The 13,730-nt window shown below is 60.3% G+C and carries 12 protein-coding genes; 4 read left to right on the forward strand and 8 right to left on the reverse strand.

The features are described 5' to 3' along the window. Positions 1–92: 92 nt before the first annotated feature. The 3 genes from ISX84_RS13885 to cysQ all read right to left on the reverse strand — a co-directional run bounded on the left by ISX84_RS13885 (position 93) and on the right by cysQ (position 2,840). On the reverse strand, positions 93–986 hold the full coding sequence (locus ISX84_RS13885; RefSeq protein WP_195820976.1) for a UTP--glucose-1-phosphate uridylyltransferase: 894 nt from the start codon (positions 984–986) through the stop codon (positions 93–95). 256 nt (positions 987–1,242) lie between these two features. Further along, the gene (locus ISX84_RS13890) at positions 1,243–2,043 is read right to left on the reverse strand and encodes a 3-deoxy-manno-octulosonate cytidylyltransferase (protein ID WP_195820977.1); all 801 of its coding nucleotides are present in this window, start codon (positions 2,041–2,043) and stop codon (positions 1,243–1,245) included. Then, on the reverse strand, positions 2,043–2,840 hold the full coding sequence (cysQ, locus tag ISX84_RS13895) for a 3'(2'),5'-bisphosphate nucleotidase CysQ (RefSeq protein WP_195820978.1): 798 nt from the start codon (positions 2,838–2,840) through the stop codon (positions 2,043–2,045). The genes ISX84_RS13890 and cysQ overlap by 1 nt, the downstream gene beginning before the upstream one ends. 118 nt (positions 2,841–2,958) lie before the next feature. On the opposite strand from cysQ, the gene ISX84_RS13900 reads away from it, so the two are divergent. After that, complete coding sequence (locus tag ISX84_RS13900) at positions 2,959–3,783, forward strand: ABC transporter permease (protein WP_195821317.1); 825 nt, start codon at positions 2,959–2,961, stop codon at positions 3,781–3,783. Between the two features lie 3 nt (positions 3,784–3,786). Here ISX84_RS13900 and ISX84_RS13905 read toward each other — a convergent pair whose 3' ends face one another. From ISX84_RS13905 to ISX84_RS13915, 3 genes are all read right to left on the reverse strand, one after another. Next, complete coding sequence (locus ISX84_RS13905) at positions 3,787–4,641, reverse strand: NAD(P)-dependent oxidoreductase (RefSeq protein ID WP_195820979.1); 855 nt, start codon at positions 4,639–4,641, stop codon at positions 3,787–3,789. A 143-nt stretch (positions 4,642–4,784) separates the two neighbouring features. Beyond that, entirely contained in the window at positions 4,785–6,032 is a 1,248-nt protein-coding gene (locus ISX84_RS13910; RefSeq protein ID WP_195820980.1) for a caspase family protein, read from the reverse strand. Between the two features lie 113 nt (positions 6,033–6,145). Next, entirely contained in the window at positions 6,146–6,748 is a 603-nt protein-coding gene (locus tag ISX84_RS13915; protein WP_195820981.1) for an alpha-ketoglutarate-dependent dioxygenase AlkB family protein, read from the reverse strand. Positions 6,749–6,958: 210 nt separating this feature from the next. Between ISX84_RS13915 and dnaK the strand changes: the two genes are divergently transcribed. The 3 genes from dnaK (at position 6,959) to radC (ending at position 11,039) form a co-directional block, all read left to right on the forward strand. After that, entirely contained in the window at positions 6,959–8,869 is a 1,911-nt protein-coding gene (gene dnaK, locus ISX84_RS13920) for a molecular chaperone DnaK (RefSeq protein WP_195820982.1), read from the forward strand. Between the two features lie 76 nt (positions 8,870–8,945). Continuing rightward, the gene (gene dnaJ / locus ISX84_RS13925) at positions 8,946–10,100 is read left to right on the forward strand and encodes a molecular chaperone DnaJ (protein WP_195820983.1); all 1,155 of its coding nucleotides are present in this window, start codon (positions 8,946–8,948) and stop codon (positions 10,098–10,100) included. A 177-nt stretch (positions 10,101–10,277) separates the two neighbouring features. Then, positions 10,278–11,039 carry a RadC family protein gene (radC, locus tag ISX84_RS13930; RefSeq protein WP_195820984.1) on the forward strand — a complete coding sequence of 254 codons (762 nt, stop codon included), beginning with the start codon at positions 10,278–10,280 and terminating at the stop codon, positions 11,037–11,039. 3 nt (positions 11,040–11,042) lie between these two features. Here radC and ISX84_RS13935 read toward each other — a convergent pair whose 3' ends face one another. Continuing rightward, positions 11,043–12,602: a substrate-binding domain-containing protein gene (locus tag ISX84_RS13935; RefSeq protein ID WP_195820985.1), complete on the reverse strand. Its 1,560-nt coding sequence runs from the start codon at positions 12,600–12,602 to the stop codon at positions 11,043–11,045. A gap of 22 nt (positions 12,603–12,624) precedes the next feature. Beyond that, entirely contained in the window at positions 12,625–13,653 is a 1,029-nt protein-coding gene (locus ISX84_RS13940; protein WP_195820986.1) for a hypothetical protein, read from the reverse strand. Positions 13,654–13,730: the final 77 nt, after the last annotated feature.

Raw genomic sequence — 13,730 nt, forward strand, 5'->3', positions numbered from 1 at the left:
GGGCAACAACAGGTCCGCGCAGGGCAAAGAAAAACGGCGCAGAGATATCTCTGCGCCGTCCCTAAGCCATTCTTGTCAACCGATGTGCGCCGCTACTCCGCAGCTTTGCCCATGCTGACCACATCGTGCAGATAGGCGGACAGATCTTCGCGCAGATCATCGCGGTCGAGACCAAAGGCCACCGTCGCCTGCAGGAAGCCGGATTTGGAGCCGCAATCGAAACGCTGCCCACGGAACCGGTATCCGAAGCCGTTGTCCTTTTTCTCGATGTCCTGTGCAATTGCATCGGTCAGTTGGATTTCACCCCCGGCACCCGATTTCATCTTGTTCAGGTTTGTCAGCACCGACGGCGACAGGATATAGCGCCCGATCACCGCAAGGTTGGACGGCGATTCCTCAACCGCGGGCTTTTCGACCATACCTCTGACCTTGACCATCGAGCCCATGTCCTCGGAGACATCCAGCATGCCGTAGGAAGACGATTTCTCCGGTGCGACCTCCATGGCCGCAACCATGTTGCCCCCGGTTTCGGCATAGGCCTCGACCATCTGCTGAAGGCAGGGTTTGTCGGCGGCAATCACATCATCCGGCAGGATGACCGCAAAGGGCTCGTCGGCGATCAGACGGCGGGCACACCAGACAGCATGGCCCAGGCCCAGCGCCTTGTGCTGGCGGATATAGGCAATTGCACCGCTGTCCATATTCGTTGTTTCGAGCACTTCGAGAAGGTCGTCCTTGCCCTTCTTGCGCAACTCCTGCTCCAGTTGTGGCGCGTGGTCGAAGTAGTCTTCCAGGGCGCCCTTGCCACGGGACGTCACGAAAATGAATTCCTTGATGCCTGCAGCGCGCGCCTCGTCGATCGCATATTGAATCAACGGGCGATCCACCAGTGTCATGATTTCCTTGGGAACCGATTTGGTCGCGGGAAGAAAGCGCGTACCCATGCCAGCCACGGGAAAAATCGCCTTGGTCACCTTGCGTTTCATACTGTTGCCCTCACAATTAAAAAATCAATCGCACCCCACGAGCGCCAAGCTAGCACTCGAATGCGTCAAAAACACGACTTGCCCGTCAATTAAAGCTATTTTTGAGCATAACTGGTTCCATTTTACGAAATATAGCGGAGTCTCGCCAGTCTGCGCATGCCCCAGACACAAAATTGAGCAATCCTGTAACCGGTTGCGCGTTTCCTCAATATTTTCAGAGATTAAGATGATTTCTGAAATCCGCCTGACCCGAGGATCAATCCAATCCCATGTGCATCATCATGTTTTCAATCTTTGCCACATCCTCGGGGTTGTTCAATTCCCAGAAATGACGCCCTTTTGCGGCAACCTCGACACAGAGCACGGCGCGGCCGTTTTCCATGAACCGCAGTTGTTCGAGACCTTCAAGCTGCTCCAGCGGACCGGCGGGCCAGGACGGGTAGGCAGCGAGCGCCTCGGGGCGGTAGGCATAGACACCGACATGGTGGAACACCGGTGTCTCTTCGTCATCACCGTAGGTGCGGGAGGTGAAGGGGATCACCTCCTTGGAAAAGTAGAGCGCCTGACGGGTTGTATCGAAAACGGCGGTTGTCCCGCCGACGCGGCCCGCCTTGCGGTCAGACAGGAAGCCGTTCAGCGTGGCCCCGTCGCAGCACAGCACCGGCGTCGCGATTTCGGCCTGCGGCGCTGCCCGAAGCCCGGTGATCAGGTCTTCGATGAACCACTGCGGCGTCAGCGGCGCATCGCCCTGCAGGTTGACGACAATCTCATGACCGCCGCCCAGAATCTCGTGGGTCTCGGCGCAGCGTTCCGTGCCGTTCACCCAATTAGGTGAGGTCATGACCACCTCGGCACCAAAAGCCTCGGACGCCTCGCGGATGCGGTCGTCATCCGTCGCCACGACGACACGGGCAACACCTTCAACGCTCTGCGCGGCCAGCCAGCTGCGCTCGATCAGGCTGCGGGACTGACCCGACGCGCCTTTGAGACCCACAAGGGGTTTGCCCGGATAGCGGCTGGACGCGTAGCGCGCCGGGATCACGATGAGAACGGACATCAGCTGTCCTTCAGATCAACAGCGGGCGCATAGGCAATGAAGAAAGGATTTGCATATCCCTCCTTGCCATATCGCAGCGGTGTCAGATCGTCGAAACGCACAACCGAGCCGCCCGCACCCGACAGAACCGCGTGGCCTGCCGCCGTGTCCCATTCCATCGTGCGGCCCAGACGCGGATAAAGGTCCGCCTCGCCGGTCGCCACAAGGCAGAACTTGAGCGATGAGCCCGCGCTTTTCATGTCCTTCACGGCGTATTTGTTGATGTAATCATCGGTGGCCTGATCCCGGTGCGATTTCGACGCCACCACCATCAGCGCGGCATTGTCGGCCTGCGACACCGACATGCGCGTCAGCGGGCCCACCTGATCCAGCGCCAGATCACCGGTTTCCTCGACGGATTGACCGTCAGCATCCGTGTAGAACATCCGGCCCTTGGCAGGCGCATAGACAACCCCACGTGTCGGCACGCCGCCTTCGACCAATGCGATGTTCACGGTAAAATCGCCGCGCCGGTGGATGAATTCCTTGGTGCCATCCAGTGGATCGACGATCAGGAAGGTATCGCCCGAAGTCTCGTGGGTGGCCGATTGCTCCTCCGTCACCAGCATCACATCGGGAAACGCCGCGCGCAGGCCCGCCGAAATCAACGCATCCGCGGCTTCGTCCGCTGCCGTGACCGGGCTGTCATCGGATTTCACCTTCACGTCGAAATCATCCGCCTGGTAGATCTCCATGATCTTCGCGCCCGCCTCGATCGACAGGCGACGCATCACCTCAACCAGTTTCACATAATCCATGACGCTCTCATCCATTCCACGATCATTGATGTTCAAAACGATGCCCCTTATGGTCAAGCTCTAACGGAACAGCAAGAATTCCGTGCGAAACTAGACACGATCAATGGGCAAGGCGGTCATGTTTCAGGCGACAAAACGCACCGATGGCGGAATTTCCTCCGCCCTGACGCTTCTGGAGCTGATCTATCACTCCGTGGTCCGGTCCGTGCGCAAGACGCATAACAACGCCTTTGCCGCGATCTTCATCAACGTGCTGCAGATGCTGATCTTCGTGCTGGTCTTCTACCTGATGTTCTCCATCCTCGGGCTGCGCGGCTCCGCCATTCGGGGCGATTTCCTGCTCTACATCATGTCGGGCATCTTCCTCTTCATCACGCACACAAAATCCATGAGCGCGGTCGTCGGGTCGGAAGGGCCCGCCAGCCCGATGATGCAGCATGCGCCGATGAACACGATCATTGCCATCGCCTCTGCCGCCATCGGCGCGCTCTATATTCAGGTGCTCTCGCTGGGCATCATCCTCTTTGGCTATCACGTGGCGATTGCCCCGGTGGTCATAGAAGAACCGGCAGCGGCCTTTGGCATGCTGATCGTATCCTGGTTTACCGGGGTGGCTCTGGGCCTCGTGCTGCTCGCCTTGAAACCGTGGATGCCCCAGGTGGTAAGCATCTTTTCAACCATCTACCAGCGCGCCAATATGATTGCGTCGGGAAAGATGTTCGTGGCCAACAGCCTGCCCGGATTCATGCTGTCGATGTTCGACTGGAACCCGCTGTTTCACGCCATTGATCAGGCGCGGGGGTTTGTCTTCATCAACTACAACCCGCGCTATACGGATTGGCACTATGCCATGTGGGTCGGCATTGTGCTGGTGATGATCGGCCTGATGGGTGAGTTCTATACGCGGCGGCACGCCTCGCTCAGCTGGAGCGCGCGGCGCTGAGGCTCAGGAGCCAGTATCGTCCTCATACGCAAACCGGATAAACGCCGCCGGATCCTCCTCGCCCAATCCAGCCGCGATGACCTCACCGCTCATCTGCGCAAAATTGTCCAGCATCGGTGATGGCAGGCCAAAAGACTGCATGACCCGCCGGAAGACATCCGCGTCCTTGTAGGTCGCGTTGATCGTAAAGCCGATCTCCTTGTCCTGACCCAGCACTTTTGGAATGCGGTCGGCGACCATCGGCATCCCCGCAGGCCCGCCACTAAGGATTTTCAGCACTGTCTCCAGCGGCAACCCGGCCCGTTTCGCCAAGGGCATGAAATCTGCGAGACCGTTGAAATAGGTCTGGATCATCCCGTTATTGATGACCTTCATCGCAAGACCGGCCCCCAGCGGACCCACGTGAAAGATGCGACTGGAAAGCGCCGCAAGCGTATCTTGCGACCGCGCTGCCGCACTTTCCTCACCGCCGATGAAAATCCCGCATTTCCCAGCCGTGACCAGATCCGGCCCTCCGGATATCGGCGCATCAACCGCCATGGCACCGGCGGCAGTGATGGCTTCCAAGCGGCTCTTGAGGATGTCGGGCACCACAGTGCTGGTGTCGATGATCTGTTTGCCCGTCAGATCACAGGCCAAGAGCGCATCCAGCACCTCGGCCACCGCCGCGTCATCAAAAAGGCTAAGGACAAGGGTGTCGCCATGCGCCACCAGGCTCTGTAGATCCGGGGCGCTCTGGACACCGGCAACCTCGCGGCCACTGCGCGTCCACCCCTGCACGGCATGACCCATGGCGGACATGCGGCGCGCGATGGCACTGCCCATACGGCCCAATCCGACAACAGCTATTCGCTCCATTCAACACTCTCCTCCGCCCGCAGGCCCGAATTCAGGCGCCAAGCACATGTGCATGTCCCATACGCAGATTTGACCTGGCAGTCACGCCGACATCTCTGCGGAGTCGACACGGGCATCGCCCCACGCTCTGCCGCCGAACCGGTCTAAGGACACCCCATCGCCCGTTCCTGCGCCTTGATCTGCGACACCGCGGCCCGTTCGGCAGAGCTCAACGGCACGTTTGCCGCGCTGAACCCGGGAATGCAGTTCTGGTTCGAAAATGCCGCTTGTCCCCGCGCCGACTGAAAGCAATATCCCCGCCGGTGGAAATACGCGTTGCGCTGCTGCCAAAGCGCCTCGCAGGTGGTTTGGGCGGCAGCGGTCTGGGCGCCGGTGAACCTGATCCAGTTGGAATGCGCCCACCCCTCCAGCCCGGTTTCCGTGCGCACATGGAACCATACGCCGTCCTGCCCCAGAAACTGCAGCCGCGTGCCTTCGGTCATTTTCGCCAGACGCACGGCGCCGGTGTAGGTGCCCGCACGCAGGGCCAGAAACCCATCGCCGTTCGGGTCGAGCCCTGACACCACATGCGTGAGCACCAGATCGGGCCGTTGTGGTTGCGGTTGAGCTGGCGCGGTGACCTCCGGTTGCGGCGCGGGTGTCGGCAGGCTCACCGGTTGTGCGCAATGGCCACCGGGTCGGGCAAGGCATATCTTTTTGAGCAGAGAGGAGCTTTCCCACGGAGTCTGCGCGCTGTTGGTTGCCTCGACGACATCAATGCGCACCTTGCGCATCAACTCGTGCACGTCCTTGTCCGCATCGTTGATGTAACGCAGCAAGGCACCGGTAAAGGGGCTGTTCCTGCCCGCCCCGTCCGAAGCAGCCATGCCCGGTTCCGTCGCAAAGGCGATGAAAGTGCTGAGCCCGCCTTTGAGTTCTGCAAGACCGGTTGCAGCCATGCTCTGAAGCGGTTCATCGAGGCCTTGGGCAAACGGATTGTCCCGGCAGGCATCCATGATGACCACGTTCCGGCTTGCCCGTTGTTCGATATCCTCGATAATGGATTGCAGCCGGATCGCCGATTTCTGCACTTTCTCCTCGGTGGTGCCAGAGGCATCGACGGGCAGAATGTAGTTCTGGGACCCGAACTGAATCCCATGTCCGGCATAGTAAAAAAGGGCCAGATCGTCTTCGTCCAGCCGCGACATCACCCGCAACACCAGCCGCCCGATCTGCTTGCGCGTCAAATCGATGCCCTCAAAGACCTCGAACTCCAGCGCGCGCAGTGCATCGGAGACATCCTGCGCGTCCTGCGCCGCATTCGGCAGGTACCCCAGATGGGCATAGTCTGAGTTGCCAAGCACGAGCGCCACGCGATCCTTTGCGGACAGGACGACAGGCAGGGACACCATCAGGAGAGCTGCAAGAAAAACGGAGCGGAGAAACAGCATAAAAGAGACGCGCAGATTGAAAACGATTGATGGTTGCACAGCCCCGGTATCATTTCAATTGTTCATGACCACCGCTATGTCGCCACCCGGAGCGTCAGGTTGATGCGCCCGCCCTTTGGCATCAACGTGCTGGAGCCAAAGCGGATGCGGTCCACACCGTGATAGGCCAGCCGTGCGGCCCCGCCCATGACCACGACGTCCCCCGACTTCAGCCAGATCGATTGGGTCTTGCCACCACGCTGCGGCCCACCCATGCGGAAAAGCCCGTCGTCCCCCAGCGATATGGACACCACAGGCCAGTCATAGCTGGCCTCGTCCTTATCCTGATGCAGACCCATGCGCGCGCCTTCGCCGTAGTAATTGATCAGGCAGCAATCCGGAATGCGCGCCAGCCCTGTCAGATCGCGCCAGATGTCCAGAACGCTTTCGGGAATGGCAGGCCATGGCGTCCCCTGGGGATGCTGCGGCGCGTATCGGTACCCCTGCCGGTCGGTGATCCAGCCGTATTGCCCCGCCGCGGTCATCCGCACCGACATCTTTTTACCGCTGGGGGTCACCGGATCGACAAGAGGCGCGGCCCGAACCACCTCCCGAAGGGCGTCCAGCAGCGCGCGTTGCGCGTCCGACGTGAGGTAAGTGTCGTGGATTTCGAAGCCCGCAACCGTCAAATGTGCCATACATCTCCCGCCGATGTGCCAATTGCGCAGAATTTGCCATAAGAATCCCCGAGGATGCCGCGCCTAAAGGTTGCAGCGCCCGAGACCCCTCCTTATATACGCTGCGAACCGCACGAAGCGACCCGCTTCCTGTGTTATCCGATCGGGGCAACGGCGCCATAACGGGCCAATGCTCCGTGTCATCGCCTTGAGTAAATGAGGGATCTAAAAATGGCCAAAGTGATTGGTATCGACCTAGGCACCACCAACAGCTGCATTTCCATCATGGATGGCAGCCAACCCCGTGTCATCGAAAACTCCGAAGGCGCGCGGACGACCCCGTCCATCGTCGCTTTCACGGATGATGAGCGCCTCGTGGGTCAGCCCGCGAAACGACAAGCCGTCACCAACCCTGAAAACACCATCTTCGGCGTCAAGCGTCTGATCGGTCGTCGGTTCGACGATGCGGATCTGGCCAAGGACAAGAAGAACATGCCGTTCAACGTCATCGATGGCGGCAACGGCGACGCCTGGGTGGAAGCCCGTGGTGAGAAATACTCGCCGTCGCAAATCTCCGCCTTTATCCTTGGCAAGATGAAAGAGACCGCTGAGTCGTATCTCGGCGAAGACGTGACCCAGGCGGTCATCACCGTGCCTGCCTATTTCAACGACGCCCAGCGTCAGGCCACCAAAGACGCCGGCAAGATCGCGGGCCTCGAAGTGCTGCGCATCATCAACGAGCCCACAGCGGCGGCGCTGGCCTACGGTCTCGACAAAGAGCAAACGCAAACTATCGCGGTCTACGACCTCGGCGGTGGTACCTTTGACGTGACGATCCTTGAGATCGACGATGGCCTCTTCGAAGTGAAATCCACCAACGGCGACACGTTCCTCGGTGGGGAAGACTTCGACATGCGCATCGTGAACTACCTCGCGGATGAGTTCAAAAAAGAGCACCAGGTCGACCTGACGCAGGACAAGATGGCTCTGCAGCGCCTGAAAGAGGCCGCTGAGAAAGCCAAGATCGAGCTGTCCTCCTCCAGCCAGACCGAGATCAACCAGCCGTTTATCTCCATGGGCGCCACCGGTCAGCCGTTACACATGGTCATGAAGCTGACCCGCTCCAAGCTGGAAAGCCTCGTGAGCGATCTGATCAAGAATTCGATCAAGCCCTGCCAGGCGGCGCTGAAAGATGCTGGTCTTTCTGCTTCCGACATTGACGAGGTGGTGCTGGTTGGTGGTATGACCCGCATGCCGAAAGTGGTCGAAGAAGTGACCAAGTTCTTCGGCAAGGAGCCGCACAAGGGTGTGAACCCGGATGAAGTCGTCGCCATGGGCGCCGCCATCCAGGCCGGTGTTCTTCAGGGTGACGTGAAGGACGTGGTCCTCTTGGACGTGACCCCGCTGTCGCTGGGCATCGAAACGCTGGGTGGTGTGTTTACCCGCCTGATCGACCGCAACACCACGATCCCAACCAAGAAGTCCCAGATCTTCTCCACCGCCGAAGATAACCAGAACGCGGTGACAATCCGGGTCTTCCAGGGTGAGCGTGAGATGGCGTCGGACAACAAGATCCTCGGGGCCTTCAACCTTGAGAACATCCCGCCCGCCCCGCGCGGCATGCCGCAGATCGAAGTGACCTTTGACATCGACGCCAACGGCATCGTGTCGGTGGGCGCGCTCGACAAGGGCACGATGAAAGAGCAGAAGATCACGATCCAGGCGTCGGGCGGTCTGTCGGACGAAGACATCGACAAAATGGTCAAGGACGCCGAAGAGAACGCGGAAGCCGACAAGGAACGCCGCGAGCTCATCGAAGCCAAGAACCAGGCGGAAAGCCTCATCCATTCGACAGAGAAGTCGATGGAAGAGCATGCCGACAAGGTCGATCCGACCACCATCGAAGCCATCGAACTGGCGATTGCCGCGCTCAAGGATGAGCTGGAAACTGAAAATGCCGAGAAGATCAAATCCGGCATCCAGAACGTGACCGAAGCGGCGATGAAACTGGGCGAGGCCATCTACAAGGCCGCGCAGGAAGAGGGTGAGGACGTGGCAGAGGCCGCGGATGCCCCGCGCGGTGACGATGACGATATCGTCGATGCCGAGTTCGAAGATCTCGACGACGACAAGCGCGCATAAGTTGCGCGATACCCGGAACCACTGCATAGGCCGACCTCCGGGTCGGCCTCTCACGTTCCAGTAAGGGGACTATCGGATGGCAAAACGTGACTATTACGACGTGCTTGGTGTCGCCAAAGGCGCTTCCGCGGACGAGATTAAAAAGGGGTATCGCCAGAAGGCGAAAGAACTCCACCCGGACCGCAACAAGGATAATCCAGAAGCTGAATCCCAGTTCAAAGAGGCCAACGAGGCCTATGAAGTTCTGAAAGACGCCGACAAGAAAGCCGCCTACGACCGCTTTGGCCACGCTGCATTTGAAGGCGGCATGGGCGGCGGCGGTGGCCGTCCCGGTGGCGGGTTTGGCGGCGGCCAGGGCGATTTCGGCTCTGCCTTCTCGGACGTCTTCGACGATCTTTTTGGCGATTTCATGGGCGGCCAGCGTGGCGGCGGCGGACGCCGGGCGGCACGGGGATCGGATCTGCGCTACAATCTGCGCATTTCTCTCGAAGACGCCTACTCCGGCCTGCAAAAGACAATCAATGTGCCCGGCTCGGTCGGCTGCGACAGCTGTAACGGCTCCGGGGCCGAAGGCGGGGCCGAGCCGACCACCTGCCCGACCTGTTCCGGCATGGGCAAGGTGAGGGCACAGCAGGGTTTCTTTACGGTAGAACGGACCTGCCCGACGTGTTCTGGCCTCGGTCAGCACATCAACAATCCCTGTAAATCCTGCAACGGCGCTGGCCGGATCGAAAAAGAGCGGGCGCTGAACGTGAACATCCCTGCCGGGGTCGAAACCGGCACCCGCATCCGTCTTGCCGGTGAAGGTGAAGCGGGCATGCGGGGGGGGCCGTCGGGCGATCTCTATATCTTCATCGATGTGATCGAGCATGAGCTCTTCTCACGCGAAGGCGGGAACCTCTTCTGCCGCGTGCCGGTTTCCATGGCGAAAGCCGCGCTTGGCGGGTCTATCGAGGTGCCGACCATCGACGGCGGGCGTGGACGCGTGCAAATCCCGTCGGGCAGCCAATCCGGCCGCCAGATGCGTCTGCGCGGCAAGGGCATGCCCGCGCTGCGCGGGGCCGGATCGGGCGATATGTTCATCGAATTGGCGGTGGAGACCCCGGTGAACCTGACCGCCCGGCAAAAGGAACTGCTGGCTGAATTCGAGGATCTCTCTGAGAACAACAACCCGGAGACCTCCAGCTTCTTTTCCTCCGTGAAAACCTTCTGGGACTCCATGAAGGGGTGACCTGACGGTCGGGACGTCCAATGGGACTTCACCCAGGGGTGGCCTAAAGCCCACCCTACCTGTCAGCTCGCCGGTTGCCCCAGGGTCTGCCATCCTTGGTGCTGCGGGGCAGGCCCGATCACTATTTTGACGCTGGGGTTAACCAATCGGAAACCATGAGTCCGCACAGTCGGGTTCATGAGTCGTGATCCGAATACCTTCGCCGAATCCACCCTGCCCTTCCTGCTTGACGAAGCGGAGCCTGTGCCCCTTCCCAGCGGCACGACACCCTCCTACATCGCAGATCACCGCAAGCGTCTGCGCCTTCGTTTCACTGAAGGCGGCGCAGCCGCCATGCCGGATTACGAGATGTTGGAGTTGGTTCTGTTTCGGGCAATCCCACGGCGCGATGTAAAACCACTGGCCCGCGCATTAATGGACCGGTTTGGGGATTTCAACCGTGTGCTGACCGCGCCTGCGGAACGGCTGCGCGATGTTGCCGGGGTCGGCAACGCGGTGATCACCGAACTGAAGATTGTCGAAGCAGCGGCGCACCGGATGGCCCGCGCCCGCGTGCTCGAGCAGAATGTTGTCAGCAGCTGGGACGCCTTGCTCGACTATTGCCACACCACCATGGCCCACCGGGAGACCGAGCAATTCCGCGTGCTGTATCTGGACCGGAAGAACGTGGTGATCGCAGACGAAGAGCAGGCCCGGGGCACGGTCGACCATGTGCCGGTTTATCCGCGCGAAGTCGCCAAACGGGCGTTGGAGTTAAATGCCAGCGCCATGATCCTGGTGCATAATCATCCTTCCGGTGATCCGACCCCGTCTCAAACCGATATCGCCATGACGGATCAGATCAACGCCGCCTGTCAGGCCCTGGGGCTCACGCTGCATGACCATCTGATCATCGGAAAATCGCGCGAATTGAGTTTTCGCAGCGAAGGCTATCTCTGAGCCTTAACGCACCCAGACCTCGACCCGGCGATTGGCCTGACGCCCCCAGGCGCTGCCATCACAGGCCATCGGCATCGCCTCGCCGAAGGCATCCACATCCATCACCACCCGATCCAGATCGGCGGTTTCCGCGGCCTCGATGATGGCACTGCGCACCGCCTCTGCGCGCCGCAGGGCAATGCTGCGGTTGACCTCAGCTGGCCCTTCACCATCGCTGAAACCGACAAGCAGAAGCTTACGCGCGTCATAGCGGCCCTGTTCCAGCCCACGCGCCAACTGCTGGATGTTGGACCGCGATTGCGCATCCAGCCGAACCGATCCCGCCTCGAAGCGGAAAGACGTCGTCAACCGTTTCATCGACGACAACACAGAGACCATACGTTGCAATTCGGAGAGTGGCACCTCTGCGCCAGCCGAGGCAATTGCATTGACAAACCTGTTGCCCTGATCGTCCACCGGCACCTCTTCGGGGGCCTGATCCACGAACCCCGCACGCCGGATCACGATCTGGGCGGAGGGGCCGCGTGTATAGGCCAGAAACTCACGCGCGATCTTGGGCAGGCGGCGTGCGGGCAGGTAGATGAACATCGGGGCCGTAAGCGGGTAATCCTCTGTCTTGATCGTGCGCCGGGTGGCGCGTAACGCCCGCCCGCAGACACCCGTCAGCGTCAGCGCCTGCGCATTTCCCACTTCGGCAAAACTTGCCACCCCCAGGGCAAAGGCATCCCGGGACACCTCACCCGCCAGGTCTGTCCCGCGCATGTGACGCATTATGTTGGGTGACATCTGCAATCCGGCAGGTGCGATGATTTCATCCTCGATGGCTTGCCCCAACCCGGTTTCGGGCGCGGGCGCGTGCAGGGTGATGGGCGCATCGGGCCCTCCCAGATCGGACCAGTTGGTGATCTGTCCTGCATAGGCCCGCGCAAGATTACCGGGCGAGATGTCCCGCACGGGATTGTTCGGCGCCACGATGGGCACCACAGCATCGAGGGCCAGAACCCGGCTGCGGTTGGTGCCGGTCATATCGCCCATGCCCGCCTCGGCGGCACGCGACAGCTCATCTTCGCGAATTTCGCGCAGCGCCATGACGATATCCGCTTCATTGGCCAGCAAATCCGCAAAACCTTCATCCGTATTGGTCACGCGGAAAAAGAAAACAGCGGCGAGCTTGCCGGTCTGTTCATCCGTCAGGCTGTAGTTGAAATGGGTTTTATCCTCGACCATGCGCAGCGCGATGTACCCGTTGCGCAAGGCAAACCCTTCGATCAGCGCTGGCATCAGGACGGCACCCATGGTTGCCGATCCCGAAATGCTCAGCTCTGCAACATAGTCCTGCAGATTGGGACAGCCGGGCCCGTCACACAGAACGCCGGATCCATCGACCGTCAATTCACCGTAGAGCGTGTCGATCCGGTAAAACTCCCCGTCGAACCCGAGCAGGGTACCGGTCAGCTCAATCCGGCCATCACGCGACGTCAGCGTCACATCCTGCGCGACGGCAAAACGCCAGAATGCGCAAAGAAAAAGTGCAGCCCAAACCGCTGCACGTGTCAATCTCATCTGAAAGCGCCTCGTCGCAGTGTCAGTTCGCTGCGACTGTCAGGTCTTCGAGCGGATTATTCAACACCAGAAAATTGCCGACAGTGCTGCACCCCGGCACGTAAAGCGACACCGTGCCGGTCAACAGCGTGCTCCCGCCCATCAGCTTCAAGGCTGTTGCCTCTATCTCGCGTCCGCAGTTGGCCGGCGTCACTTCGGTTTCGATGCTGATTTCGATGGCGCCTTCGGTCTGCGCTGTTTGTGCCGGGGCGGTATAAACCTCGGTCATTCTGGCGTTGTGCGCGGCGCGGTCCCCGTGTCGCGTCAGAAACCCACCGGACCCATCCGCCACACTCGAGATGTCACGCGCGGCCCCCGCCCAGACGTGACCGTCCTCCCCATAATGCGCGCCAAACTCACGCACGTGCAGTTGCACGACGTTGTTGCCTTCCCACTGAACGGCCACGCGGTCATAGAGTTTCACGCTTGGAACTTTCGCTTCGGCATGGGCGGTATATCCGTTGACGAAGGTAATGCCGAATGCCGCATCTTCTGCCAGAGCGGGCACGGTCATGTCCAACCCACCAAACGCAGAGGTCGTTTCGGTGAACTCCAGGCCTTCGTGACGGACGGTTACTCGCTCATTCTGCATGCAGGGAGCAGTCAGGCTCAAACTCACCATGGCGGCGGCAGAGGTCGTGGCGGACAGTTTTACCGGGCATATGTGTTTCGGATGGCTCTCGGGCGCGACTGGTTGATAAAGCGGGCTGGCAGCGGAGGCATAGATCAGAACCGGCTCGTGCAATGCCTGAGCATTCAGCGGCGCCTCGACCCCGGCTGAGGTCAGGACAATGCCATTGATGTCCAGCACAGGTTCGGCTTCGAAGACCATCGCGCCGGGAACCTCGATGATGTCCGGCGGTGGGACGTTTCGGACCTGCAGGTTCTCCGCAGGGGGCGACGCAGACCCATAGCGGAGCTTGGCCGCCTCACCGCTCTGCATCACGAAACCGATGCCGACAGCGCAGGCCAAGGTGCCAGCAGCCGTCATGATCTCTTTCTTTTGCGACATCTACGTGTGATCCCTCTCCACCAGTCGGAACGAAAACCTTAATGAAAGGTAAACACGGCTGAGTTATGGCCGCCGAA

Origin of the sequence: Roseobacter sp. MH60115 (assembly GCF_015644665.1) — a bacterium.
Taxonomy (GTDB): Bacteria; Pseudomonadota; Alphaproteobacteria; order Rhodobacterales; family Rhodobacteraceae; genus Roseobacter.

Coding starts and splice junctions, on each gene's coding strand:
- ISX84_RS13885 (WP_195820976.1), bottom strand. CDS start 986: ATGAAACGCAAGGTGACCAAGGCGATTTTTCCCGTGGCTGGCATGGGT.
- ISX84_RS13890 (WP_195820977.1), bottom strand. CDS start 2,043: ATGTCCGTTCTCATCGTGATCCCGGCGCGCTACGCGTCCAGCCGCTAT.
- cysQ (WP_195820978.1), bottom strand. CDS start 2,840: ATGGATTATGTGAAACTGGTTGAGGTGATGCGTCGCCTGTCGATCGAG.
- ISX84_RS13900 (WP_195821317.1), top strand. CDS start 2,959: ATGTTTCAGGCGACAAAACGCACCGATGGCGGAATTTCCTCCGCCCTG.
- ISX84_RS13905 (WP_195820979.1), bottom strand. CDS start 4,641: ATGGAGCGAATAGCTGTTGTCGGATTGGGCCGTATGGGCAGTGCCATC.
- ISX84_RS13910 (WP_195820980.1), bottom strand. CDS start 6,032: ATGGTGTCCCTGCCTGTCGTCCTGTCCGCAAAGGATCGCGTGGCGCTC.
- ISX84_RS13915 (WP_195820981.1), bottom strand. CDS start 6,748: ATGGCACATTTGACGGTTGCGGGCTTCGAAATCCACGACACTTACCTC.
- dnaK (WP_195820982.1), top strand. CDS start 6,959: ATGGCCAAAGTGATTGGTATCGACCTAGGCACCACCAACAGCTGCATT.
- dnaJ (WP_195820983.1), top strand. CDS start 8,946: ATGGCAAAACGTGACTATTACGACGTGCTTGGTGTCGCCAAAGGCGCT.
- radC (WP_195820984.1), top strand. CDS start 10,278: ATGAGTCGTGATCCGAATACCTTCGCCGAATCCACCCTGCCCTTCCTG.
- ISX84_RS13935 (WP_195820985.1), bottom strand. CDS start 12,602: ATGAGATTGACACGTGCAGCGGTTTGGGCTGCACTTTTTCTTTGCGCA.
- ISX84_RS13940 (WP_195820986.1), bottom strand. CDS start 13,653: ATGTCGCAAAAGAAAGAGATCATGACGGCTGCTGGCACCTTGGCCTGC.